This window comes from Kribbella sp. NBC_01510, from assembly GCF_045040325.1.
Classification (GTDB): Bacteria; Actinomycetota; Actinomycetes; order Propionibacteriales; family Kribbellaceae; genus Kribbella.
Map to the genome: position 1 here is coordinate 7091079 of NZ_CP109418.1, position 22411 is coordinate 7113489.

General features: G+C 68.5%; 25 protein-coding genes. 9 read left to right on the forward strand and 16 right to left on the reverse strand.

The window, feature by feature from the left end; genetic code table 11:
- Positions 1–10: 10 nt before the first annotated feature.
- Positions 11–859 (forward strand): DinB family protein, encoded by an 849-nt coding sequence (locus OG558_RS34995; RefSeq protein ID WP_405066810.1) that lies wholly within the window; start codon positions 11–13, stop codon positions 857–859.
- On the opposite strand, the gene OG558_RS35000 is transcribed toward OG558_RS34995, so the two are convergent.
- Complete coding sequence (locus OG558_RS35000; RefSeq protein WP_405066811.1) at positions 860–1693, reverse strand: AraC family transcriptional regulator; 834 nt, start codon at positions 1691–1693, stop codon at positions 860–862.
- Positions 1694–1763: 70 nt separating this feature from the next.
- On the opposite strand from OG558_RS35000, the gene OG558_RS35005 reads away from it, so the two are divergent.
- A complete protein-coding gene (locus OG558_RS35005) occupies positions 1764–2510 on the forward strand; it encodes a phytanoyl-CoA dioxygenase family protein (protein WP_405066812.1) in 747 nt (248 codons plus the stop codon).
- 48 nt (positions 2511–2558) lie between these two features.
- Here OG558_RS35005 and OG558_RS35010 read toward each other — a convergent pair whose 3' ends face one another.
- Together OG558_RS35010 and OG558_RS35015 are read right to left on the reverse strand one after the other, a co-directional pair.
- Positions 2559–2975, reverse strand: coding sequence for a VOC family protein (locus tag OG558_RS35010; RefSeq protein ID WP_405066813.1), 417 nt, complete (start codon positions 2973–2975; stop codon positions 2559–2561).
- A gap of 175 nt (positions 2976–3150) precedes the next feature.
- A complete protein-coding gene (locus tag OG558_RS35015; protein WP_405066814.1) occupies positions 3151–3795 on the reverse strand; it encodes a CGNR zinc finger domain-containing protein in 645 nt (214 codons plus the stop codon).
- A gap of 51 nt (positions 3796–3846) precedes the next feature.
- Between OG558_RS35015 and OG558_RS35020 the strand changes: the two genes are divergently transcribed.
- The 3 genes from OG558_RS35020 to OG558_RS35030 are packed head-to-tail and all read left to right on the forward strand — an operon-like array spanning position 3847 to position 7300.
- Positions 3847–5067 (forward strand): MFS transporter, encoded by a 1221-nt coding sequence (locus OG558_RS35020; RefSeq protein WP_405066816.1) that lies wholly within the window; start codon positions 3847–3849, stop codon positions 5065–5067.
- Positions 5027–5800, forward strand: coding sequence for a fructosamine kinase family protein (locus tag OG558_RS35025; RefSeq protein ID WP_405066817.1), 774 nt, complete (start codon positions 5027–5029; stop codon positions 5798–5800). Before OG558_RS35020 ends, OG558_RS35025 begins: the two co-directional genes overlap by 41 nt.
- 42 nt (positions 5801–5842) lie before the next feature.
- Positions 5843–7300 carry a beta-N-acetylhexosaminidase gene (locus tag OG558_RS35030; protein ID WP_405072258.1) on the forward strand — a complete coding sequence of 486 codons (1458 nt, stop codon included), beginning with the start codon at positions 5843–5845 and terminating at the stop codon, positions 7298–7300.
- Here OG558_RS35030 and OG558_RS35035 read toward each other — a convergent pair.
- On the reverse strand, positions 7297–7572 hold the full coding sequence (locus tag OG558_RS35035; RefSeq protein WP_329476918.1) for a protealysin inhibitor emfourin: 276 nt from the start codon (positions 7570–7572) through the stop codon (positions 7297–7299). The two genes, OG558_RS35030 and OG558_RS35035, sit on opposite strands and share 4 nt — an antisense overlap.
- Positions 7573–8020: 448 nt before the next feature.
- Here OG558_RS35035 and OG558_RS35040 point away from each other — a divergent pair, with 448 nt between their 5' ends.
- Together OG558_RS35040 and OG558_RS35045 are read left to right on the forward strand one after the other, a co-directional pair.
- Positions 8021–8224 carry a cold-shock protein gene (locus OG558_RS35040; RefSeq protein ID WP_012921273.1) on the forward strand — a complete coding sequence of 68 codons (204 nt, stop codon included), beginning with the start codon at positions 8021–8023 and terminating at the stop codon, positions 8222–8224.
- A gap of 99 nt (positions 8225–8323) precedes the next feature.
- Positions 8324–8821, forward strand: coding sequence for a DUF6328 family protein (locus OG558_RS35045; RefSeq protein WP_405066818.1), 498 nt, complete (start codon positions 8324–8326; stop codon positions 8819–8821).
- On the opposite strand, the gene OG558_RS35050 is transcribed toward OG558_RS35045, so the two are convergent.
- From OG558_RS35050 to whiA, 9 genes are all read right to left on the reverse strand, one after another.
- Entirely contained in the window at positions 8793–9647 is an 855-nt protein-coding gene (locus tag OG558_RS35050) for an LLM class flavin-dependent oxidoreductase (protein WP_405066819.1), read from the reverse strand. The two genes, OG558_RS35045 and OG558_RS35050, sit on opposite strands and share 29 nt — an antisense overlap.
- Before the next feature lie 36 nt (positions 9648–9683).
- Positions 9684–10664: an SMP-30/gluconolactonase/LRE family protein gene (locus OG558_RS35055; RefSeq protein ID WP_329476912.1), complete on the reverse strand. Its 981-nt coding sequence runs from the start codon at positions 10662–10664 to the stop codon at positions 9684–9686.
- A 178-nt stretch (positions 10665–10842) separates the two neighbouring features.
- Positions 10843–11202 carry an RNA polymerase-binding protein RbpA gene (locus OG558_RS35060; RefSeq protein ID WP_405066820.1) on the reverse strand — a complete coding sequence of 120 codons (360 nt, stop codon included), beginning with the start codon at positions 11200–11202 and terminating at the stop codon, positions 10843–10845.
- A gap of 13 nt (positions 11203–11215) precedes the next feature.
- The gene (gene secG, locus OG558_RS35065) at positions 11216–11449 is read right to left on the reverse strand and encodes a preprotein translocase subunit SecG (RefSeq protein ID WP_328520671.1); all 234 of its coding nucleotides are present in this window, start codon (positions 11447–11449) and stop codon (positions 11216–11218) included.
- A complete protein-coding gene (gene tpiA / locus OG558_RS35070; RefSeq protein ID WP_405066821.1) occupies positions 11446–12258 on the reverse strand; it encodes a triose-phosphate isomerase in 813 nt (270 codons plus the stop codon). Before tpiA ends, secG begins: the two co-directional genes overlap by 4 nt.
- Positions 12259–12262: 4 nt before the next feature.
- Positions 12263–13465: a phosphoglycerate kinase gene (locus OG558_RS35075; RefSeq protein ID WP_405066822.1), complete on the reverse strand. Its 1203-nt coding sequence runs from the start codon at positions 13463–13465 to the stop codon at positions 12263–12265.
- 84 nt (positions 13466–13549) lie between these two features.
- The gene (gene gap / locus OG558_RS35080; protein ID WP_405066823.1) at positions 13550–14557 is read right to left on the reverse strand and encodes a type I glyceraldehyde-3-phosphate dehydrogenase; all 1008 of its coding nucleotides are present in this window, start codon (positions 14555–14557) and stop codon (positions 13550–13552) included.
- Positions 14558–15019: 462 nt separating this feature from the next.
- Positions 15020–15406, reverse strand: coding sequence for a hypothetical protein (locus OG558_RS35085; protein WP_329476906.1), 387 nt, complete (start codon positions 15404–15406; stop codon positions 15020–15022).
- Positions 15407–15497: 91 nt separating this feature from the next.
- A complete protein-coding gene (whiA, locus tag OG558_RS35090) occupies positions 15498–16481 on the reverse strand; it encodes a DNA-binding protein WhiA (protein ID WP_329476904.1) in 984 nt (327 codons plus the stop codon).
- A 136-nt stretch (positions 16482–16617) separates the two neighbouring features.
- Between whiA and OG558_RS35095 the strand changes: the two genes are divergently transcribed.
- Together OG558_RS35095 and OG558_RS35100 are read left to right on the forward strand one after the other, a co-directional pair.
- Positions 16618–17127 (forward strand): SigE family RNA polymerase sigma factor, encoded by a 510-nt coding sequence (locus OG558_RS35095; protein WP_405066824.1) that lies wholly within the window; start codon positions 16618–16620, stop codon positions 17125–17127.
- Entirely contained in the window at positions 17124–18563 is a 1440-nt protein-coding gene (locus tag OG558_RS35100; protein ID WP_405066825.1) for a hypothetical protein, read from the forward strand. The genes OG558_RS35095 and OG558_RS35100 overlap by 4 nt, the downstream gene beginning before the upstream one ends.
- 1 nt (position 18564) lies before the next feature.
- Here OG558_RS35100 and yvcK read toward each other — a convergent pair whose 3' ends face one another.
- From yvcK to uvrC, 3 genes are read right to left on the reverse strand one after another with little or no spacing between them, the layout of a single operon-like run.
- Positions 18565–19506: a uridine diphosphate-N-acetylglucosamine-binding protein YvcK gene (gene yvcK / locus OG558_RS35105; protein WP_405066826.1), complete on the reverse strand. Its 942-nt coding sequence runs from the start codon at positions 19504–19506 to the stop codon at positions 18565–18567.
- Positions 19503–20369 carry an RNase adapter RapZ gene (gene rapZ / locus OG558_RS35110; protein ID WP_328520663.1) on the reverse strand — a complete coding sequence of 289 codons (867 nt, stop codon included), beginning with the start codon at positions 20367–20369 and terminating at the stop codon, positions 19503–19505. The genes yvcK and rapZ overlap by 4 nt, the downstream gene beginning before the upstream one ends.
- The gene (gene uvrC, locus OG558_RS35115) at positions 20369–22399 is read right to left on the reverse strand and encodes an excinuclease ABC subunit UvrC (RefSeq protein ID WP_405066827.1); all 2031 of its coding nucleotides are present in this window, start codon (positions 22397–22399) and stop codon (positions 20369–20371) included. The genes rapZ and uvrC overlap by 1 nt, the downstream gene beginning before the upstream one ends.
- Positions 22400–22411 lie beyond the last annotated feature (12 nt).

Below are 22411 nucleotides of genomic sequence, written 5' to 3' on the forward strand. Positions count from 1 at the left end.
CGGTGACCTCATGACCACCACGCTGAAGCAGAACCTCCTGGACCTGTCCGACTTCGCCTGGCAGCGACTGCGCGACCGGGCGAAGGGCCTGACCGACGAGGAGTACTTCTGGGAGCCCTTCGACGGCTGCTGGACGGTCCGGAAGACCGACACGGGCTTGGCCGCGGACGGGCCCTGGATCCCACCGGAACCGGCGCCGTTCACCACCCTCGCGTGGCGGATCACCCATATCGTCGACATCTTGCAGGAGGAGCGCACCGCCACGTGGCTCGGACACGAACCGGCGGCCGACGACGGCGAACCGCCGGTGCCGGAATCGGCCGAGGCCGCGCTGGCAGCGCTCGACCATGCGTACGACGTCTGGCGCCGACGTCTTGCTGCGGTCAGCCAGGACGATCTCGACCGCCCTATGGGCGAGATCGCGGGTCCGTGGGCCGAGCACGACGGCACCGCGTTCGTCCTGCACATCCTGGACGAACTCATCCACCACGGCGCTGAGGTCGGGACTGTCCGGGACTTCTACCGCGGACTGCGAGCCGAGGATCCCTTCGCCGCCGCCCTGGCCGGCGAGGTGACGCCGGCGGAGCGCCCGGCGCTGCTCGCCGAGGCCGCCGCGGCGCAGCGCTGGGAGATCATCCCGAAGCTCGCCGACCTGGGGTTCGGCGTCAACGAACGGACGGCGGACGGCAGAACCGCAGCGCACCTGGCCGCCGGGACCGGATCGCTGGACACACTGCGGTTCCTGGTGGAGCACGGCGCGGATCTGTCCGCGACGGATCCCCGGTTCGGTGCCGACGTCCTCGGCTGGGCGAAGTGGTTCAAGCAGCCCGAGGCCGTCGAGTTCCTCAGCAAGCTCTGATCAGGGCACGAAGGCGCGCTGGGAACGGCGGCGGAAGTCGCGGGGTGACAGTTGGTGGGCCGTGCTGAAGCAGCGGCTGAAATAGGACTGGCTGGTGAAGCCGCAGCGGGTGGCGATCGTCGCGACCGTGGTATTGGTTGCTGCTAGCAACGAAGCGGCGTGCTCCAGGCGGAGGTCGGTGACGAAGGCCGTCGGAGTCACGCCGTACGCGGACCGCAGCGAGCGGGACAGGTGGGCCGGACTGACGCCGGCCAGCTGCAGGAGCCGCGGCACGCCGCCGCGGAGATTCTCCTCGGCACGCATCGCCGTACATGCCTTCGCCAGCCAGTTGGGCGTGCCCGGGCGGGCTGCGGTCTCGACGGGAGAGATCAACGGCAGCAGGTCGATCCAGAACCGCATCAGGTCGTACGGGCCGGGCTCGTCCTGGAATCGTCCGAGGGCGTGCTCGAAGACGGCGGTCGCGGCCGGGGTGTGGAACGTGACCGGACCGGGCGACGCCGCCCAACTGCCGGCCGGGTCGGTCCTGGTCAGGTCGAGGAAGCCCCGCCAGGCCGAGCTGGGGAAGGCGACGTTGACGAACTCGAGTCCGTCCGGCGCCGAGCCACGGACCGCGTGCCGATCGTGCGGCCGGACCAGCACCACGTCGCCGGCGACCAGATCGTCGACCCCGCGCGTCAGCAGGTGCTCACCGCGGCCCGACACCACGCCCATGAACTCGTGGAAGTCAGCGTGCGTGTGCAACTCGGTGTCGCGGGTCCGCGCCGGGATCCGCACCCGGGCCGCATGGTACGGCCGGCCGAACGCGTGCGACTCGAACCGCAGCGCCTGCTCCACATCAACACGCTACAAGTTCTCGTCAGCTCGTTGCTAGTACCGAGCCGTGCCCCACCCGGAGCATGAAGACATGTTTGAGACCGACGGCTACGTCATCTTCCGCGACGTCATCGACCAAGAACTGATCAAGGAAGTGAATGATCATGTCGAGTGGCTGCAGGCCCGGCATCCCGACGTACGGCCCGAGCAACTCGGGCACGTGTACCTGCGCGACGACCCGTTCTGGGTCCGGCTGATCAGTGACGACCGGCTCTTGGATATCGCGGAGCAGTTCGTCGGACCGGACCTCGCACTGTTCGCGTCGCACTACATCTCCAAGCCGCCGTACTCGGGGCAGCCGGTGCTGTGGCACCAGGACGCGGCGTTCTGGCCACTCGAGCCGATGCAGGTCGTGACGCTGTGGCTGGCCGTCGACCACTCGACGCCGGAGAACGGCTGCGTGCGCGTGATCCCCGGCAGTCACCGGTCGGGGGTCGCCGGGATGCGGGACAACACCGAGGTCGAGAGCGTCCTCGGCAAGGAGATCGCGGTCGAGGTCGACGAGTCAGCGGCGGTCGACATGGTGCTGGCGCCCGGTGATGTCGAGGTGCACCACCCGAACATCGTGCACGGGAGCAACGCGAACACATCGCCGAACCGGCGCTGCGGACTGACGATCCGCTACATCCCGACGTCGACCCGGATCACCGATCCGGAGGTGCCCTACCCGAGCGCCTTCCACCTGCGCGGCGAGCCCGGCGTCAACAGCTACCAGCCACGGCCCGCGTACGTCGAGGGCCGCCACTTCCCGTTCACCGGACGCAGTGCGTGGTCCTGACACACGAAAGCCCGCCCCGGCGAGCCCGGGGCGGGCAGATGTCGATGCCTATTCGAGGCAGATTCTGAACGGGTGACCCGCGGGGTCGGCGTAGATGCGCCAGCCGCGATCGTTCTCGGCGGGCGGCGGGTCCAGGGGGTCGAGCGGTTCAGCCCCGAGCGCGACCACGGTGGCGTGGCCGCTGGAGAGGTCCTCGACGATCAGGTCGAGGTGGAGATCCTGCGCGTCGGTGCCGGGCCAGGTGGCCGGCACGTACTCCTCCGAGCGCCGGAAGGCCAGCGTCGAGAACTCGAGCAACGACCCGGCGCCGGTCAGGCTCCGCCAGTCGTCGTCACCGTTCTCGTCGATGTCCAGCCCCAGCAGCGCCGAGTAGAACTGGGCGAGCTCGAGTGGGTCCGGGCAGTCCAGCACCACCGAGCCGAGCCGCCCGGCAGTACTGCCCGGCTGCTCTGCCACCTGCGTCATCTGTCCTCCAGCTTCTGTTTCATGACTGCCTGCCCGTGTCGGGGCAGGACCGGCCAGGGCCCATCTGGTCGGAAGGCCCGGCCGCCTACGATGACAGGTCGAGTGGACACTTCGCATCTTTCGACACGCCTTCTTGGCCAGTCAGCCGGTCGCGGACAGTCAACAGCCGCTGTTGTTACCGCTGAACACCCTCGACGGTGGTAGCCCGGCGGCGCTCGCTCAGCTTCCGGATCTTGGCCTGGGTGCCGCAGTCCTCCATCGCGCACCAGCGCCGCGAACCGTTCCGGCTGCGGTCGAGGAACAGGAAGCCACAGCCTCCCTCCTCGATCGGACAGGCCCGCAACTGGCGCAGGTCAACCGTCCGCAGCAACTCGACCGCCGCCGCCACCAATCGGTCCGGAATCATCAGCGCCGGCGACGTACCGACCTGAAGCTCGGCGACTGCGCCGCCGGGCACAAGCACCGACCGAGCCGCGGCTGCCGACCATCGCAACGTCAAAAGCTCAAGCGCAGCAGCCATTTCAGCGGATTCGTCCCGCCAGGCCAGCACGGTATAGACAGCCTCGCGGATCTCGATCGTCGCATGGAGTGCCTGCTCGGCCGTCCCAGCAGCGCTGTCCCACGCCGCCGCGACCGCAGTCGCCTCACTGTCGTCGGTCAACCCGATCCGCCGGCTCCAGGCCAGCAGTGCAGCAGGCGCCCGAAGGTAGTCGAGCTCCTCGGCCGTACCACCGGGCACGCGGGGCGCGACCGTATTCACCAAGTCGAGGGCCGGATGGCCGCCGACGATCCGGAGTACGTCGTTGCGGTTGTCTGCCATGCATGACATGCTACCACCATAACCACTTTTACTGGAATCGCAGGTGACGTCATGTTCATCACGTCCCGCAAAGCCCGTGCCGCGCTGGTCATGCTCGGTGTCGGCACGTTCTCCTACGTGACCATCGAAGTGCTTCCGATCGGACTGCTGACCGTGATCGCCGCCGATCTGGGCCGCTCACGCTCCGACGTCGGTCTCCTCGTCACCGGGTACGCCGCCGTCGTCGTCCTGACTTCGATCCCGCTGGCCCGGCTGACCCTGCGGCTCCCGCGCCGACTCGTCCTCGGCACCACACTCGGCTTGATGGCCGTCGGAGCCGCTATCACCGCGCTGGCACCGACGTACGAGGTTCTCCTCGTCGCACGGCTGCTCACAGCGCTCTCACACGCGCTCTTCTGGTCGATCATCTTCCCGATCGCGACCGGACTGTTCCCGCCGGCTGTCCGCGGACGGGTCGTCGCGAAGCTCTCGATAGGCTCGGCGCTCGCTCCCGTGATCGGCATACCGCTTGGTACCTGGCTCGGTGAGCAGTTCGGGTGGCGGATCCCCTTCGCGCTCATGGCAGTGCTCGGGACCGCGACCTGTCTGAGCATCGCGATCCTGCTGCCCCGGGTCAACGCCCAGGAGTCCGCGTCGGGTCGCGGCAGCGCTCCCGACGGTCGCCGATACGCCGTGCTCGTCGCCGCCACGGCTCTCGGAGTAGCCGGCTTCCTGACCTTCAACACCTACGTCGCGCCGTTCCTGCTGGATGTCAGCGGCTTCACCTCCGGTGCACTCGGTCCAGTCCTCCTGGCGAGCGGACTGGGCGGACTGACCGGGACTCTGCTCGTCGGCCGGGTCCTCGACCAGCATCCGTGGGCTGCGATCGTCCTGCCGCTCGCCCTGATCAGTGCGGCGCTGCTCGGCCTCTACACGCTCGGACACTGGCAGGTGCCGGCAGTCCTGCTCGTCGCCACTGCCGGAATGGCCTTCAGCGCGCTGGCGGTCGCCGTACTGAGCAGGACTATGCAGGTGGCTCCCGGCAACACAGACCTCGCGTCGGCGGGTACCAGCACGGCGTTCAACATTGGGATCGCGGGAGGTGCGTTCATCGGTGGTGGGCTGCTCGACAGCACCGGCGTGCGGAGTGTCGCACTTGTCGGCGCCCTGCTCGCGGTCGTAGCTCTGGTGATCATGACTGCCGACCAACCGGTGCTGGCTCGGCGCGGCATCGTGATGGGAGAGTGCGAGCATGACGGTCCTGGGCGACAGGTTCGTGAAGAGGCGGCTTGACGCGCCGGCGGGGTACTTCGAGGTCGAGGCGGCCGGACTGCGCTGGCTCGCCGTGCCTGGTGGAGTACCGGTCGCGGAGCCGCTCGACGTCTCGCCCGACCACCTGACCACCGTCAAGCTCGACCTGCGGCCGCCGACCGGTGCAGCCGCTGACGAGTTCGGTCGGCGGTTGGCTGTCACACATGACGCCGGCGCCCACCACTACGGCGTACCCCCTGACGGTTGGCAAGCAGATGGCTACATCGGCACGATCGGACTGCCGCATGCACTCGAGCCGCTGAAGTCGTGGGGTGAGTTCTACGCGAACCTGCGGCTGCGGCCGTATCTGCGGGCCGCTTACAACCAGGGCACGATCGACGGCCACCAACTGCACTTCTTCGAGCAGGTGTGCACACGTCTGGAGGCAGGTGCGTACGACGACCCGTCCGACGAGCCGAGCCGGATCCACGGCGACCTGTGGTCGGGCAACGTCGTCTGGGCAACCGACGGAGTCCACCTGATCGACCCGGCCGCCCACGGCGGTCACCGGGAGACGGACCTCGCCATGCTCGGCCTCTTCGGCCTACCGCAGCTCGAGCGTGTGCTCCGCGCGTACGACGAGGCACACCGACTCGCGGACGGCTGGCGCGACCGGGTCGGACTGCACCGCTTGCACCTGTTGCTGACGCACGTGGTGATGTTCGGTGGGAGTTATGTGCCGCAGGCGATCGCCATGGCGCACAAATATGAATGAGACTCTTCCTAACAACTCACGCACCCTCCGGAGCCCACCCTGATTCCGCAACCTGTCACCCAGAGCCCCCTGCCCGACCACACCTTCACGCTCCAGTCCTCTGCCACTGTCGGCGTGGTCGGTGACTCTGAAGCCGCCAACCGAGTGGCCGAGCAGTTCACCACCCAGGTACGCGTCTCCACCGGCTTCCCACTGCCTGTCGAGCCAGGCACCGGCACCATCACTCTCTCCACCGACGGACCGAGCTCGCTCGGGGAGGAGGGCTACGAGCTCCGCGTGGACGGCACGGCTGTGACCGTCACCGCCGCCTCCGCGGAAGGCCTCTTCCGCGGAGTGACCACACTCCGTCAGTTGCTCCCCGCCAAGGCCGAGGCCGGCACCGAGCAGGCAGGTCCGTGGGAGATCGACGGTGTAGAGATCTCCGACGCACCGCGCTACCCGTACCGCGGCGTCATGGTCGACGTGTCCCGGCACTTCCGCTCCGTCGCGGAGATCAAGCGGTGCGTCGACCTCGCGTCGCTCTACAAGCTCAACCGGCTCCACCTGCACCTGTCGGACGACCAGGGCTGGCGCGTGCAGGTGGACTCGTGGCCGGACCTGACCAAGCACGGGGCCAGCTCGGAGGTCGGTGGCGGGCCGGGCGGCCACTACACGAAGGCGGACTACGCCGAGATCGTGATGTACGCCGGCGACCGGTTCATGACCGTGGTGCCGGAGATCGACACTCCGGGACACACCAACGCCGCGCTGTCGTCGTACGCGGAGCTCAACGCTGACGGTGAGGCGACGCCGCTGTACACCGGCACGGAGGTCGGGTTCAGCTCGCTCACCGTGGACAAGGACCTCACCTACGAGTTCCTGGACGACGTGTTCCGGGAGGTGGCCGAGCAGACCCCGGGTGACGTGATCCACCTCGGTGGGGACGAGGCGCACTCGACGCCGCACTCGGACTACCTCACGTTCGTGCCGAAGGCGGCCGCGTTGGTCGTCAAGCACGGCAAGCGGGTGATGGGCTGGCACGAGATCGCCGACGCCTCGTTGCCCGCCGGCAGCATCGTGCAGTACTGGGGCACCGACGAAGAAGGGGACCAGGAGTTGGCTCGCAAGGCGGTAACCCAGGGCGCCGAAGTGGTGATGTCGCCGGCCAACCGCGCGTACCTGGACATGAAGTACGACCAGGACACGCCGTACGGGCTCGACTGGGCCGGTCTGATCAGCGTGGAGAAGTCCTACCGCTGGGACCCCGCGACGCTCATCCCAGGCCTCGCTGAGAGCGCCGTGATCGGGGTCGAGGGGCCACTGTGGTCGGAGACCCTCGACGACATGGCCAAGGTCGAGTTCATGGCCTTCCCGCGGCTGCCGGGGATCGCCGAGCTCGGCTGGTCGCCGGCGTCCGCGCTGGACTGGACGACGTACAAGGACCGTCTGGCCCGTCAGGCGGCGCGGTGGGACATGCTCGGCGTCAACTTCTACCGCGCGCCGGAGATCGACTGGGCTTAGTGCCGCAGGACCCGGTCGAGTAACCACGCGGTGGTCTCGTCCAGGTCCTGTTCGGCGACGGTGTGGTGCGTGGCGTCCGCATCCGGGGCGTCACGCACCTCCAGCCGGTAGACGTAGCGGTCCGGCTGTGGACGGCCGGAGCCGAGGTCAGCCGAGCCCAGCGCCTGCACTGCGGCCTCGAGCCGATCCGTGTCCGGCTCTGCGCTGGTGTCCAGCTCGCCGTGAGCCTTCAGACCGGCGAAACCGCCGCTGCGAGTTACCTTGACGATCAACCAACGTCTCCCTCGGCTTGTGGTGGCTCACGATTGCGCGCGGCGCAACGAATGTCCAGAGCCGCGCGACACGCCGGGAAATTCGATCAGTACAACGCGCCCATCACCCGGCGTACCGATGGATTGTCCTTCGTTGCCATCCCGCGAACCCCGCTCGCGGGCGCGAACCAGCAGGTCGGCGCGGGGTTTCCGGTCCGGAGCGGCCCTTGCGGACCTGGATCCGACCGGCCACACAGCGTGGCGGGCGGCGACAATCAGCGACACGTGTTCCTGGTCACCCCTTCCACGCGGCCGCAGATCGGCTACAGTTATCGCGTTGCACTTTTGGACTCCCACTGACTTTCGCTGTGCTGCATGGCCGGTTCTGTCTTCTGGGGCCTTTCGGCGACACGTGGCTCATGAGGTGTGGGTCGCGGTTTGTTACAAGCCATCAAGGAGATAGACACAAATGGCTGTCGGTACTGTCAAGTGGTTCAACGCTGACAAGGGCTTCGGCTTCATCACCCCGGATGACGGTGGCGCGGACGTGTTCGCGCACTACTCGGCCATCCAGACCTCGGGCTTCCGTTCCCTGGACGAGAACCAGCGCGTCGAGTTCGAGATCACCCAGGGCCAGAAGGGCCTGCAGGCGGAGAACATCCGTCCGATCTGATCCTGGATCACCCTTCTCGCAACTGCTGGAGGGGCCGCACACCACACCGGTGTGCGGCCCCTTCGCCGTTTCCGCCACCGGGTGACGAACAATGGGACCGTGACCGACAGCGAGCGGTACAGCCGACCGGACGAGGACGCCGGCGAACGGCTGGACCGGCAGTGGAACGAACTGCTCCAGGAGCTCCGTCTGGCGCAGACGGGCACGCAGATCCTGTTCGCGTTCCTGCTCAGCATCGCCTTCCAGAACAGGTTCCAGGATGCCGACGCCTTCACCCACGGCGTGTACGCCGTCACCCTGATCGCATCCGCGCTCGCGGTCGGCCTGTTCCTGGCACCGGTGTCGTTCCACCGGATCGTCTACCGGCACAAGATCCGCGACCGGATGCTGCCGGTGGCGAACCGGATGGCGATCGGCGGCCTCGTCTTCCTCGTCCTCGCGATGGCCGGCGGCGTCCTGCTCGCCCTCGACGTCGTCCTCCCCCGCGCGATCGCGATCCTGATCGTCGTGCTCGTCCTACTCTGGTTCGCCGTCTTCTGGTACGCCGTCCCCGCCTGGGTCCGCCGTACTAGCGCAAGCGGGGAATCAGGTCGGTGACGATCTTCTCCAGAGTGTCCTCGGAGCCGGCGTAGACGCCTTCACGGCGGGGCCAGTGGGTGATCACGTCGGTGAAGCCGAGGGCGGCGGCACGGCTCACGACGTCCTCGAAGGCAGCGGGGCTGGAGAGCGAGTAGCGGGCCGAGTCGAGGGCGAGGTAGCGGTCGAACGGCCGGCCTTCCAGTACGTCGTCCAGGCGGCGGCTGAGGTCCGTGACCGCAGCGAACCAGGTCTCGAAGTCCGGCGACTTCGGGCCGGTCGTCACCCAGCCGGCGCCGAACTTCACCGCCAGCCGGAGTGAACGCGGCCCGTTGGCGGCCATGATGAACGGCACCCGCGGCTGCTGCACACACCCGGGCAACGTCCGGCCGTTGCGAGTCTCGAAGTACTCGCCCTGGAAGTCGACGCCGTCGGTGGTCAGCAGCCTGTCCAGCAGTACGACGAACTCCTCGAAGCGATCCACCTTCTGCCGCGGCGTCAGGTCCGGACCACCCTGGATGGTCGCGTCGAGGCTGCCGCCCGAGCCGACGCCACAGAGGAACCGTCCGTCGGACACATCGTCGAGCGCGAGGATGTCGCGGGTCAGCGCCAGTGGATGACGGAAGTTCGGCGAGGTCACGAAGGTGCCGAGCTTGATCGTGGTCGTCACCAGCGCCGCCGCCGTCAGGGTCGGCGTCGTCCCGTACCAGGGCGAGTCCTGCAGGCCACTCCAGGTCAGGTGGTCGTACGTCCAGGCATGGTCGAAGCCGAGCTCCTCCGCCCGTCGCCACAACCGCGCGGCGTCCTTCCACCGGTACTCCGGCAGGATCGTGATCCCGAATCGCATGCCCGCACCCTAACGAATGGGCTTGCAGGCAGCCGGCTAGCGCGTCGGGGTCTGGAAAGTGGCCAGGGAGCTGGTTCCGATGCTGCCGAGCCAGACTCTGCCGTCGCGCTCCCGCACGCCGGTGGGCATGTGGAAGTCGGGGTGCTTGGCCCGGAGGTCGTGCACCAGCGTGCCGGCGTCGTCGTACGCCTGGATCTCGATGATGTCGGCGGCCTTCGGCTTCAGGGCGTCGGGCAGGCTCCAGACGACTTTGCGCAGGGCGGGTTGCTTGGGGAGCAGGAAGTCGAGCACCGCGTTGCGCGGCGAGCCGACGGCCACCCAGATCAGGCCGTCCGAGCCGCGAGCGATGTTGTCCGGCAACCCAGGGATCGCGGCCACCTGCACGGGCTCAGCGCCCTCTACCGTGAGATCGAGCTTGTACAGCGCGTACGTCGCTGTCTCGGCCCAGAAGAGGGTACGGCGATCGCCGCTGAGCGCCACGCCGTTCGGGAAGGCACGGCCGGTCGTCAGCCGCGTCACCTCGCCGTCCGGAGTCAGGCGGTAGACGCTGCCGGTTGTGGAGTGCTCGAGCAGATCCGCCATCCACTCGTCGACGCCGAACCGCGTGGACGAGTCGGTGAAGTAGATCGTGCCGTCCGGCGTCACATCCGCGTTGTTGCAGAAGCGCATCGGGCGGCCGTCGATCTCGGACAGCAGGGTCGTCACCCGGCCGTCCTTGTCGAGCGTCAGCAGACCGCGGTTCGCGTCGCAGATCAGCACCTTGCCGTCAGGCAGCCACTCCAGCCCGAGCGGCCTGCCGCCGGTGTCGGCGACGGTGGTGATCGTCTTGCCGTCCGCACTCACGCGCAGGATCCGCCCGTCCAGCAGACCGGTCAGCACGCTGCCGTCATCGTCGATCAGCGCGTCTTCCGGGCCTGGCCCCGGCATCGCGATCACTTCCACGTCGACGGTCTTCGGGTGCCGCACCGGCGGCGCGGGCGGCGGTGTCCAGCGGACGGGCGCGATCGACGACTTCATGCCGCAGACCTTAGCGCGCTGCAACCGCTCACCTCCGGTGGGTCAGCCCACGGCGTGGTGGGTCAGCCCACGGCATGCAGTGGGCCAACCCACCGTCTGACGGGTCAGCCCCCAAGAGGGGTGGGATAGCGACAGCCCGGGACGATTCACGATCCGTCCCGGGCTGTTGCGCCGTACGTCAGAAGATGACCTCGCCGCGGGCACGCCGGGCGCGGAGCTTCTCCAGGGCCTCCTCGAGGATCTCGGCCGCCTCCTGCTCGGAGCGCCGTTCCTTCACGTAGGCCAGGTGCGTCTTGTAGGGCTCGATCTTCGGCGGCGGAGGCGGGTTGTTCACGTCGGTGCTGGTCGGCAGACCGCACCGCGGACAGTCCCACGCCTCCGGGATGGCCGCCTCGACCGCGAACACCGTCGCGGTCTCGTGCCCGTTGGCACAGAAGAACACGATGCGCTGCCGGGGCGCGGTCTCACCACGCTCCTCCTCGCCCATCGGCCCGGCACCGACCCGGCTGCCACGAATAGCACTGCCACCACCAGCCACGGGAACCCGCCCCTCAGCCGAGCTTGTAGAGCAGGCCGAGCGCGACGATGGCGGCGAACCAGACCAGACCGATGCCGATCGTGATCCGGTCCAGGTTCCGCTCGGCGACCGACGAGCCGCCCAGGCTGGACGACACACCGCCACCGAACAGGTCTGACAGACCGCCACCGCGGCCTTTGTGCAGCAGCACCAGCAGGGTGAGCATCAGGCTGCAGATGATGACGACGATCGAGAAAGCGAGAATCACGAGGAGTAGCCTAACTGAAGGTCCAGATAACGGCAGATACCGGCGAACTCGTCGGCCTGGAGGCTCGCGCCCCCGACCAGACAGCCGTCGACATCCGGTTGGGCCATGATGCCACTTGCGCTGGCCATCTTCACCGATCCACCGTAAAGAATGCGTACCGAGTCGGCCACCGAGGGTGAGATCGTCTCCTCCAGCCGGCCCCGGATCGCCGCGCAGACCTCCTGCGCGTCCTCCGGAGTGGCCACCTCGCCGGTGCCGATCGCCCACACCGGCTCGTACGCGAACACGAGCTTCCGTACGTCGTCCCGCTTCAGCCCGGCCAGCGCGCCGTCCACCTGAGCCAGCGTGTGCTCGACCTGCTCACCGGCCTTACGGACCTCCAGGCCCTCGCCGACACAGACGATCGGGATCAGCCCGGCCTCGAGCGCCTTGGCCGTCTTGGCGTTGACCAGCGCGTCGTCCTCGTTGTGGTACTGCCGGCGTTCGGAGTGACCGGTCAGCACGTAGGTGCAGCCGAGCTTGCTCAGCATCGCCGCCGAGATCTCGCCGGTATAGGCGCCCGCGTCGTGCGTCGACACGTCCTGGGCGCCGTACTTGATCTTCATCCGGTCACCGTCGACCAGCGTCTGCACGCTGCGGATGTCGGTGAACGGCGGCAGCACCGCGACCTCGACCCGGTCGTAGTCGTGCTTCTTGTCCTGCAGCGTCCACGACAGCTTCTGCAGCAGGTGCACGGCCTCGACGTGGTTGAGGTTCATCTTCCAGTTGCCCGCCATCAACGGCGTACGGGCAGCTGTGCTGTCGGCCATGTGCTCAGTCCTCTTCCAGTACGGCGAGACCAGGGAGCTCCTTGCCCTCCAGGTATTCGAGCGACGCCCCACCACCGGTGGAGATGTGCCCGAACGCGTCGTCCGCGAAGCCTAGCTGGCGCACCGCCGCGGCCGAGTCACCGCCACCGACGACGCTCAGCCCGTCCACCTCGGTCAACGCCTGCGCGACGGCCTTGGTTCCGCCGGCGAACGCGGCCATCTCGAAGACACCCATCGGCCCGTTCCAGAACACCGTCTTGGCGCCGGCGATCTCGGCGGCGAACGCCTTGCCGGACTCCGGGCCGATGTCCAGACCGAGCTGGTCGGCCGGGATCGCGTCCGCGGCGACCACGGTGGCCGGCGAGTCCGCCTTGAACTCGGGCGCGACCACGATGTCGGTCGGCAGCACGATCTCGACACCCTTCGACTTCGCGGTCTCCAGGTAGCCCTTGACCGCGTCCAGCTGGTCGTCCTCGAGCAGGCTCTTGCCGACCTCGTGGCCCTGCGCCTTCAGGAAGGTGAAGACCATGCCGCCGCCGATCAGCAGCTTGTCGGCCTTGGCCAGCAGGTTGTCGATCACCGCGAGCTTGTCCGACACCTTCGCGCCGCCGAGCACGACGACGTACGGGCGGGCGGGGTCCTCGGTCAGCTTCTTCAGTACGCCGACCTCGGCCAGCACCAGGCCACCGGCGGCGTGCGGCAGCTTGCGGGCGACGTCGTACACGCTGGCCTGCTTGCGGTGCACGACACCGAAGCCGTCGCTGACGAACACGTCCGCGAGCGCCGCCAGCTCGTCGGCCAGAGCTCCCCGCTCGGCCTCGTCCTTGCTCTCCTCGCGCGGGTCGTACCGCACGTTCTCGAGCAGCAGGACCTCACCCTCGTCCAGGTTCTGTACGGCGGTCTGCGCGCTGTCACCGGTGACGTCGGTGGCGAAGTGCACGGTGATGCCCTCGGGCTGCAGCAGCTCGCCGAGCCGCTTGGCCACCGGGGCCAGGGTGAACTCCGGGTTGGGCTTGCCCTTGGGGCGGCCCAGGTGCGCGGTGACGATCACCTTCGCGCTCGCCCTGGCCAGCTTGATCAGCGTCGGCAGCGACGCGCGGATGCGGCCGTCGTCGCCGATCGTCTCGCCCTTGATCGGCACGTTCAGGTCGGAGCGGACGAGCACCCGCAGCCCGCCCAGGTCGCCGAGGTCTTCGATGGTCTTCACGGTTCAGCTTTCCTCAGGCTCGGGCACGAGCCTGCGTCCGGGTGAGCACCAGGCTGTCCGGACGCAGGCTGTGGATGTGAAGGGTCAGAGCGAAGCGCCGACGTGGTTGACCAGGTCGACGAGGCGGTTCGAGTAGCCCCACTCGTTGTCGTACCAGCCGACGACCTTGACCTGGTTGCCGATCACCTTGGTCAGGCCCGCGTCGAAGATGCAGGAGGCCGGGTCGGTGACGATGTCGGTGGAGACGATCTCGTCCTCGGTGTACGTCAGGTAGCCCTTCAGCGTGCCCTCGGCGGCGGCCGCCTTGTAGGCCTCCTTGACCTCGTCGACGCTGACCTCGCGGCCGACGGTGACGGTCAGGTCGGTGGCCGAGCCGGTCGGGACCGGGACCCGCAGCGCGTAGCCGTCCAGCTTGCCCTTGAGCTCCGGCAGCACCAGGCCGATCGCCTTCGCGGCGCCGGTCGAGGTCGGCACGATGTTCAGCGCGGCGGCGCGGGCGCGGCGCAGGTCCTTGTGCGGACCGTCCTGCAGGTTCTGGTCCTGGGTGTACGCGTGGATCGTGGTCATCAGACCCCGCTCGATCGTGAACGCGTCGTGCAGAACCTTGGCCAGCGGGGCGATGCAGTTCGTGGTGCAGGACGCGTTCGAGATCACGGTGTGCTTCTCGGCGTCGTACAGCTCGTGGTTCACGCCCATCACCACGGTCAGGTCCTCGTTCTTCGCCGGGGCGGAGATGATGACCTTCTTGGCGCCGTTGTCGGCGTGCGTCTTGGCCTTGGTGGCGTCGGTGAAGAAGCCGGTCGACTCGATCACCACGTCGGCGCCGACGTCGGACCACTTCAGGTTCGCGGGGTCGCGCTCGGCGAACGCCTTGAAGCTCTTGCCCGCAACGGTGATGTCGTCGTCGGTGGCGGAGACCTCGCCCGGGAAGCGGCCCAGGATCGAGTCGTACTTCAGCAGGTGAGCGAGGGTCTGATTGTCGGTCAAGTCATTGACGGCGACGACCTCGATGTCGGCACCGGACGCCTGCGCGGCGCGGAAGAAGTTACGGCCGATCCGGCCGAAGCCGTTGATACCTACGCGTACGGTCACGGGACTGCGTCTCCTCAGAACTAGCTTTCGAGCACTGCCGCTACAGCCCGAACATTAGCCCAACAGCCCAGTGAGCCAACTGGTAGTGTCCACAGCAGACCACCAACGCCGCATCCACGGTTTCAGACCAGACCACCGGCTGGTACGCGCTCCTCCTGCGTGAAGTCGGTCGCTGTCCGCGTTCCGGACTCTGCGGCAACGAGTAACGCGCCTTCCGGACATGCTCACCGCGAGACGGGCGCAAGGGTGGAGCCATGGCGATTTGAGGGGCTGACCACGGAGATGGTGGGTTGCCCCCTCGGATTCTGAGTGGGCAACCCACCATCTGGATGGTTGACCCCTAGTGCGGTGCCCGCATCGTGGACGGTGTCGTCCGCGTCCCGCAGGCAGTGCGGAGCGTCCTCGGAGACGGGCCGTACGGCGGGCTGATCCCGACGGACCGCGGTCGGCGTCCTTGGTTTGTCAGCGTCCGAAGGCCTGAGCCGCCCGGGTGTTCACGGTGGCGCCGCGGCGTTCCTTGGCGCCGTCGGTCTGAACACCCGCCGTGTCCGCCACGGCATCGGTCGCCGGGGGCCGACCGTCGTTCAGGAGTCGGCCGGCGAACGCCGCGTCGCCGGGCGCACCAACGCCGAGTGCACCCTTCACCGCGTCCAGCCGGCTGGGCGGGGCCTGGACCTCGTTGTCCGGCCAGCCGATCGCCGCCGGCCCGTCGGCGACCATCTTGTTCTGGTTCTGCTGCTCCTGGAGCTTGCGGAGCTCCTCCTGGCGCTGCATCTCCTTGATCGCGTTCTCGGTGCGGACGCGCTCGAGCTCGGCCAGCGCCCTGGCTTCTTCTTCCTGGGTACCCATCTGTCCTCATCTGTTCATCGGATGGAACCCCCGTAGGGCAATCCAACCAACGCGACAAGTTCGGCGTGGGCTGCCGCAGATAACGATCCGGTCAGGCCGGGTCGAGCATCTCCGGGGTCAGGTTGGCCTCGGTGTTCGGGATACCGAGGTCGGCGGCGCGCTTGTCGGCCATCGCCAGCAGGCGGCGGATCCGGCCGGCCACCGCGTCCTTGGTGAGGGCCGGGTCGTGCAGCTGACCGAGCTCCTCGAGGCTGGCCTGCTTGTGCTCCAGCCGCAGCTTGCCGGCCACCTGCAGGTGATCGGGTACGTCGTCGCCGAGGATCTCCAGCGCGCGTTCGACCCGGGCGCCCGCCGCGACCGCCGCGCGGGCGGAGCGGCGCAGGTTCGCGTCGTCGAAGTTGGCCAGCCGGTTCGCGGTCGCGCGGACCTCGCGCCGCATCCGCCGCTCCTCCCACGCGAGCACCGACTCGTGCGCGCCGAGCCGGGTCAGCAGGGCGCCGATCGCGTCGCCGTCGCGGATCACGACGCGGTCGACGTTGCGCACCTCGCGGGCTTTGGAGCCGATGCCGAGCCGGCGAGCCGCACCGACCAGCGCGAGCGCCGCTTCCGGACCGGGGCAGGTCACTTCGAGCGAGGACGACCGGCCGGGCTCGGTCAGCGAGCCGTGCGCCAGGAAGGCGCCGCGCCAAGCCGCCACCGCGTCACAGGACGCGCCGGAGACGACCGCGGGCGGGAGACCCCGCACGGGCCGGCCGCGGTTGTCCACGAGGCCGGTCTGCCGCGCCAGCGCGTCGCCGTCGCGCACGACGCGGACGACGTACTTGGTCTGCTTCCGGATTCCGGACGGGGAGATCACGACCACGTCCGACGGGTGCCCGAAGATCTCGGCGATGTCCTTGCGCAGCCGCCGGGCCGCGGCACCGCTGTCCAGCTCCGCCTCCACGACGATCCGGCCGGACACCAGATGCAGCCCGCCCGCGAATCGCAGCACGGACGACACCTCGGCCTTGCGGCAACAGGGTTTTGTGACCTGAATACTGGTCAACTCGGACTTCACCTGTGCTGTCATCGCCATGAAGGCATCCTCCCACCGCTGTCAAAGACCCTCGGGGGTCGTACCAGGACCAACGGGCCGATCGGGGACCTGTTACGGGGGCTGCAACCTTTCTCGTGGTTGGTCGCGTTCCTTCCGCGAGAGTACGAGGAGGGGCATGAAAGCACGGGACGAAGCCGAGTTCACCGAGTTCGCGGCGATCACGATCCGGCGGCTGCGGCGTACGGCGTACCTGATGTGCGGCGATTGGCACCGGGCCGAGGACGCGGCGCAGGACGCTCTGGTGAAGGTCTACCGGCACTGGAACCGCATCAACCGCACCGACAGCCTGATCGGCTACGCGCATCGCTGCGTCGTCACCGCGGTCCTCGACCAGTCCAGGAAGCCGTGGCGCCGCGAGCGTCTCGACGACACCGGCGAGGACCTCAGACCGCTACCGGACGCAGTCGGATCGGTCGATGACCGCCTGCTCGTCATCGAGGCATTGCACCACCTGTCGCCCAGCCAGCGCGCGTGCGTCGTGCTGCGGCACTACGCCGACCTCAGCCTCGAACAGACCGCCGACATCCTCGGCATCAGTGTCGGCGGCGTGAAGAGCCAGACCTCCCGCGGCCTCGGCCGCCTGCGCGAACTACTACTCGACCAGACCGAAAGGAGCGCTTCGTGAGCACCGACCTCGAACGCCTGCTGGCTGCCGCGGCCGACGACTCGGACCAGCCGCTGCACACCGACGTCGGGGACGTTCTCGTCCGTGCCCGGCGTTCGGTCCGCAAGAGCCGGATCGCCGCCGCGTCCACAGCAATCGTCACCACCGCCGCGATCCTCGGCGGCGTCGCCGCCTGGTCCGCGACGCGTTCCGAGAGCGCGGGTCCGGCGGGCACGCCGAAGAACCAGACCATCACGATCGACGCGAAGACCGGCCGGATCGTCGACAACGAGACCGGCAAGACGGTCACGCCGGCACCTCCGGTGAGCCCGTTGTCCGATGCCGAGGTCCTACGCCGTTGCAAGCCGTACGACCCCGCGTACCGGCACCAGGCCCAGACGCACAAGACGATGGACAAGGCCGGTCCGGTCGACGCCCGGTGGAAGATCGTGGTGAAGAGTGGCGACCAGTCCGTGCTGAACGCGCTGTTCCTCTCACCGGACCAGTCGGTCGTCTCGACATGCATCATGAACAGTCCGGAGAAGCCCGCGAGCGTGGGGCGCACCATGACGGCAGACGTCTCGTCCAGGAGTCGGACCCAGCAGCCGCTGACCGTGCACGACGGCCTCCTGCTTCCGGTCACCGGTGTCACCCGGGTGCTGGTGGACCTTGCCGGCGAAAGCAGTCCGCGTGAGGCCCTGGTCGGCACTGACGGATTCGTCACCTTCGGCCACCCCGGCAAGAACGACAAGCTGATCACGCTGACCCGGATCCGGGGCTACGACGCCGGCGGCACGAGGGTGTACGACCAGATCGTCAAGCCGATCACTCCCCCGGCGCAGCCAGCCGTCGATCCGAAGGTGACCGTCAAGACCGCCGACCCGATCACACCCCAGGTCGTGCTCACGAAGGATCCGCAAACCGGGAAGGCCCTCGCTCCCGCACCGCCGGTCAGTCCGCTCAGTGATGACCAGATCCGCGATCGCTGCCGCCTCTGGGAGCAGGAGATCGCCACCAACCCCGCCTACGGTGGGCAGGGGCCGCAGGATCCGCGCGCGAAGGCAGCCGGTCCGATCACGAAGTCGTGGGACGTGGCGCTGAAGACCGGCACCGGCGACAAGTTCACCGCCGTGCTCATCTCCGCGGACCAGCGGGTCGCCGTGTGGTGCCATATGACGACGCCCACCACGAAGGGCGGCGAGTCCGACTACACCCGGCACGCGGTGGACGCGGACGGCAAGGTCGCGGACAACCTCGGGTTCGCGATGGTGCCCGCGGGCGTTGCGCAGATGATCATCGATCTGCCGGCCGGACCGACCCGGGTGTTGATGGCCAACGGCTTCTACACCTGGGGACCGACCGGCGGAAAGTCCGACGTCAAGACAGTCCAGGTCCGCGGGTACGACGCCCAGGGCAAGCAGGTGTACGACGCGAAGAAGTCGGTCGACGCCGGCTGAGTCAGCTGAAGATCTCCCGGTAGACCTTGGCCAGCTTGTCCGGGGCGTGGTGGAGGTGACGGTCATCGTCGGCGATGTCGGCGATGACCACCTCCGCTCCGAGGGATTCCGCCGTACGGCGCAACAATGCGGGATCCGGGACATGGTCGGTATCGGCCAGCACGACGTCGATGCGGAGGTCGGGGGCGTGCGCGGCCAGCACCTCGAGGTGGGTCTCGGGTGAGAAGCCGTCGGTCTCGCCCTTCTGCTCGCCCAGGTTGAGCGTCACCAGACGACGCGCGCTGGTCTGCTCGAGAGCCCGGGACAACGCCGGGACCAGCAGGTTCGGGATCACCGACGTGAACCAGGACCCCGGTCCGACCACGACCCAGTCGGCCTCCGCGATCGCCACCAGCGCCTCGGGGCAGGCCGGCGGGTCGGCCGGGTCGAGCGCGACGTCGACGACCTGCCCCTCGGTCGTCGCCACCTCGGCCTGGCCGCGGATCTCGGTGATCGCCTCCGGATGGTCCGGGTCCAGTCCGAGCACCCGCGCGGTGATGTCCAGCGGTACGGCGGACATCGGCAGCACGCGCCCTTGTGCGCCGAGCAATCGCGCCACCCAGTCGAGTCCGTCGACGGCCTCGCCGAGGAGCTCCCACAACGCGACGATCAGCAGGTTGCCGAGCGCGTGATCGTGCAGCTCACCGTTGCTCTGGAACCGGTGCTGCAGCACGTCGGCCCAGGTCCGGCCCCACTCGTCGTCACGGCAGAGCGCGGCCAGCGCCATCCGCAGATCCCCGGGTGGCAGTACGCCGAGCTCGCGCCGCAGTCGACCGGACGAGCCGCCGTTGTCGGCGACCGTCACGACTGCCGTCAGCTGGTCGGTGACGTGCCGAAGTGCGGACAGGGAGGCGGCCAAGCCATGTCCCCCACCCAGTGCGACGACCCGGGGAGCTCGCGTCACTCCCGCCCCAGATCCCGGTGTACGACCAACGTCGGTGACCCTCTCTCACGCAGCCGCCGGGCGATCTCCTCGGCCATCGCGACGCTGCGGTGCTTTCCCCCGGTGCAGCCGATCGCGACGGTGACGAAGCGCTTGCCCTCGTTCAGGTAGCCGGTCCGCAGGGTGTCCAGCACGTCCACGTAGTTCTGCAGGAACTGCTGGGCCAGCGGATGGCCGAGCACGAAGTCTGACACAGGCTTGTCCTGCCCGGTCATCGGGCGCAGGTCGGGCTGCCAGTACGGGTTCGGGATGAAGCGCATGTCGGCGACCACGTCGGCGTCCACCGGGATGCCGTACTTGAACCCGAACGACACCACGGTCGCCCGGAGCTCGGCGTTCTCCTCGTCGCCGAAGGCGTTCACGATCTTCGCGGCGAGCTGGTGGATGTTCAGGTTCGAGGTGTCGATGACCAGGTCGGCGCCGGCCCGGATGTCGCCGAGCAGCGCGCGCTCGCGCTGGATCCCGTCCAGCAACCGGCCCTCGCCCTGCAGTGGGTGCGGCCGGCGGACGCTCTCCTGCCGGCGCACGATCACGTCGTCGGAGGCCTCCAGGAACAGCGTCAGCGGCCGGTACCCCTTCAGCCGCAGGTCGTGGATGGCCGAGCTCAGCTCCTCGAAGAACAAGCCGGTCCGGACGTCGACGACGACCGCGAGCCGTGGTGCCGCGCCGGTGCCGATGACCTGCTCGACGAGGGTGGTCAGGAACATCGGCGGCAGGTTGTCGACGACGAACCAGCCCAGGTCTTCCAGTACGTCGGCGACCGAACTCCGTCCCGCGCCGGACATCCCGGACACGATGATCAGGTTGCCGCCTGTGTCGTCCATCAGCTCTCAGTTCTCCCTGGGTCCCCGTCGGGCGCCCCGGCCGGCGCCGGGACGTCGTCGCCCAGTATCTCGCCCGTGGCGGTGTTCACCGACGGCGCCCGGCCGGTTTCGGCCGTCGTTGCGGCAGCGTTCACCGCGAGTACGACGGACTCCGCCGTCCGGCGGCCGAATCCGGGCAGCTCAGCCACCTCGTCGATCGTCGCCTGCCGCAACTTCTTCAGCGAGCCGAAATGCCGCAGCAGCGTCTTCCGGCGGACCTCGCCGAGCCCCGGGACCTCGTCCAGGACGCTCTCGACCATCGACTTCGAGCGCCGGTTGCGGTGGTGGGTGATCGCGAACCGGTGGGCCTCGTCACGCAGGCGCTGGAGCAGGTACAGCCCCTCGGACGTGCGGGAGAAGATGACCGGGTCCTCCTCGTCCGGGACCCAGACCTCCTCCAGCCGCTTGGCCAGGCCGACGACCGGGATGTCGCCCAGGCCGAGCTCGTCCATCGCCTGGCGCGCGGCCGCGACCTGCGGCGGACCGCCGTCGACGACGACCAGTCCGGGAGCATAGGAGAACTTGCGGGCGCGTCCGGTCTCCGGATCGATCAGCGCCGCCGACGGGTCCTCGTCCTCCTGCAGCGTGGCCCGCTCGTCGAGCAGCCGCTTGAACCTTCGCGTCAGCACTTCCGCGATCGAGGCGACGTCGTTCTGCCCGTCGACGCCCTTGATCACGAACCGCCGGTACTCGCTCTTGCGGGGCAGACCGTCCTCGAAGACGACCATCGACGCGACCACCTCGGTGCCCTGCAGGTTCGAGACGTCGTAGCACTCCAGCCGCAGCGGCGCCTCGGGCAGGTCGAGCGCGGCCTGGATCTCCTCCAGCGCCTGGTTGCGGGTGGTCAGATCACTGGCCCGCTTGGTCTTGTGCATGGTCAGCGTCTGCAGCGCGTTCCGCTCGACCGTCTCCATCAGCGCCTTCTTGTCGCCGCGCTGCGGGACCCTGATCTCCACCCTCGCGCCGCGGATCCCCTCGAGCCACTCGGTCAGCGCGTCCGCGTCTTCCGGCTTGGTCGGGACCAGGATCTCCCGCGGGATCGCGTCGCCCGAGTCACCGGCGTACGTCTGCTGGATGAACCGGGAGACCAGGTCGCCGGTGGTCGCCGTACCGTCGGCCTTGTCGGCGATGAAGCCACGCTCACCGCGGATCCGGCCGCCGCGGACGTAGAAGATCTGCACCGCGACCTCGAGCGGGTCCTCGCTCAGCGCGATCACGTCGGTGTCGGTCCCGTCGCCGAGGACGACCGCGTTCTTGGCCAGGGCCTTCTCCAGCGCGGCCAGGTCGTCGCGGATCTTCGCGGCCCGCTCGTACTCGAGCTCGGCCGCGGCCGCCTTCATCTCCTTCTCCAGCCGGCGCACGTACGTCGCGGTCTGGCCGGACAGGAACGCGGCGAAGTCGTCGACGATCTTGCGGTGCTCCTCCTGGCTCACCTGACCGGTGCAGGGGGCGGCGCACTTGCCGATGTAGCCGAGCAGGCAGGGCCGGCCGATCTGGCGGTGCCGGTTGAACACGCCCTTGCTGCACGAGCGCATCGGGAAGACCCGCAGCAGCAGGTCCACGGTCTCGCGGATCGCCCAGGCGTGACTGTACGGACCGAAGTACTTCACGCCCTTCTTCTTCTGGCCCCGGCCGACCATCACCCGCGGGTAGTCCTCGTTGAGGGTGATGGCGAGCCACGGGTACGACTTGTCGTCGCGGTACTTCACGTTGAAGCGCGGGTCGTACTCCTTGATCCAGGAGTACTCCAGCTGCAGCGACTCGACCTCGCTGGCCACGACGGTCCACTCGACCTTCGCGGCCGTCGTCACCATCGCCTGGGTGCGCGGATGCAGGTTGACCAGATCCTGGAAATACGACGACAACCGGGCGCGCAGGTTCTTCGCCTTGCCGACGTAGATCACCCGCCCGGCGGCATCGCTGAAGCGGTAAACACCAGGCGAGTCGGGGATCGACCCTGGAGCGGGACGGTACGAGGACGGATCAGCCACTCAACCACCCTA

Excerpts from the sequence above, each read along its gene's own strand:
- OG558_RS34995 (WP_405066810.1), top strand. The coding sequence starts at position 11 with ATGACCACCACGCTGAAGCAGAACCTCCTGGACCTGTCCGACTTCGCC.
- OG558_RS35005 (WP_405066812.1), top strand. The coding sequence starts at position 1,764 with ATGTTTGAGACCGACGGCTACGTCATCTTCCGCGACGTCATCGACCAA.
- OG558_RS35010 (WP_405066813.1), bottom strand. The coding sequence starts at position 2,975 with ATGACGCAGGTGGCAGAGCAGCCGGGCAGTACTGCCGGGCGGCTCGGC.
- OG558_RS35015 (WP_405066814.1), bottom strand. The coding sequence starts at position 3,795 with ATGGCAGACAACCGCAACGACGTACTCCGGATCGTCGGCGGCCATCCG.
- OG558_RS35020 (WP_405066816.1), top strand. The coding sequence starts at position 3,847 with ATGTTCATCACGTCCCGCAAAGCCCGTGCCGCGCTGGTCATGCTCGGT.
- OG558_RS35025 (WP_405066817.1), top strand. The coding sequence starts at position 5,027 with ATGACGGTCCTGGGCGACAGGTTCGTGAAGAGGCGGCTTGACGCGCCG.
- OG558_RS35040 (WP_012921273.1), top strand. The coding sequence starts at position 8,021 with ATGGCTGTCGGTACTGTCAAGTGGTTCAACGCTGACAAGGGCTTCGGC.
- OG558_RS35050 (WP_405066819.1), bottom strand. The coding sequence starts at position 9,647 with ATGCGATTCGGGATCACGATCCTGCCGGAGTACCGGTGGAAGGACGCC.
- OG558_RS35055 (WP_329476912.1), bottom strand. The coding sequence starts at position 10,664 with ATGAAGTCGTCGATCGCGCCCGTCCGCTGGACACCGCCGCCCGCGCCG.
- tpiA (WP_405066821.1), bottom strand. The coding sequence starts at position 12,258 with ATGGCCGACAGCACAGCTGCCCGTACGCCGTTGATGGCGGGCAACTGG.
- OG558_RS35085 (WP_329476906.1), bottom strand. The coding sequence starts at position 15,406 with ATGGGTACCCAGGAAGAAGAAGCCAGGGCGCTGGCCGAGCTCGAGCGC.
- whiA (WP_329476904.1), bottom strand. The coding sequence starts at position 16,481 with ATGGCGATGACAGCACAGGTGAAGTCCGAGTTGACCAGTATTCAGGTC.
- OG558_RS35095 (WP_405066824.1), top strand. The coding sequence starts at position 16,618 with ATGAAAGCACGGGACGAAGCCGAGTTCACCGAGTTCGCGGCGATCACG.
- rapZ (WP_328520663.1), bottom strand. The coding sequence starts at position 20,369 with ATGGACGACACAGGCGGCAACCTGATCATCGTGTCCGGGATGTCCGGC.